The sequence below is a fragment of the Pedococcus ginsenosidimutans genome (genome assembly GCF_039544395.1).
GTDB lineage: Bacteria > Actinomycetota > Actinomycetes > Actinomycetales > Dermatophilaceae > Pedococcus > Pedococcus ginsenosidimutans.
The window spans coordinates 1-744 of sequence record NZ_BAABLO010000017.1; the positions used below are offsets into that span (position 1 = coordinate 1).

General features: G+C 31.5%; 1 protein-coding gene. It reads left to right on the forward strand.

All coding sequences use genetic code 11. The features are described 5' to 3' along the window. Window positions 1-259 precede the first annotated feature (259 nt). Window positions 260-744: DDE-type integrase/transposase/recombinase (locus ABEA42_RS18465; RefSeq protein WP_345505359.1), on the forward strand; the 485-nt coding region annotated here is incomplete at its 3' end.

Here is a 744-nt window from a genome sequence, read left to right on the forward strand (position 1 = left end):
TAGCGGATCTTGAAAAAAGTTTGAATGAAGCAGAAATGAAAGCTATAGCATACTCTACGATGGTTGATATAGCTGAAAAGGAGTTTAAAATTCCAATTAGAAAAAAGTTAAATACCAAGCCATAGAAGAACTGAATAAAAGCTTTTCACACATAGGAATTGCCAACCTATGTGGATGGTTTGGAATCACACGGCAAGCTTATTATGAACACACATGGAAGTCTTTAGAAGTCGGACAAGAACACCATATTATTATAAAAATGGTAAAAGAAATTAGAAGTAGACATCCTAAAATTGGGACAAGAAAATTATACGAAATGTTACAACCAGTCTTTAAAGAGCACAATATAAAAATGGGTAGAGATGCATTGTTTAATATGCTTAGAAACAATGGATTATTAATTAGAAAGAGTAAGAAAAAAATAAGTACGACAAACTCCTATCATAGATTTAGGAAATATCCTAATTTGATAAAAGAGTATGTAGCAACTGGGTCTAATCAATTGTGGGTGAGCGATATAACATATTGGAAAGTAAAAGAAAAACATATGTATATAAGTTTCATTACGGATGCATATTCTCATAAAATAGTAGGGTATCATTGTGCACAAACCTTAAAAACCATAGAATCCATCCAGGCATTGAAAATGGCATTAAAAGGATTAAAAGAGGTGCCTAAAAATCTTATACATCATTCAGACCGAGGAATACAATATTGTAGCAATTCGTATGTAAAGCTATTACA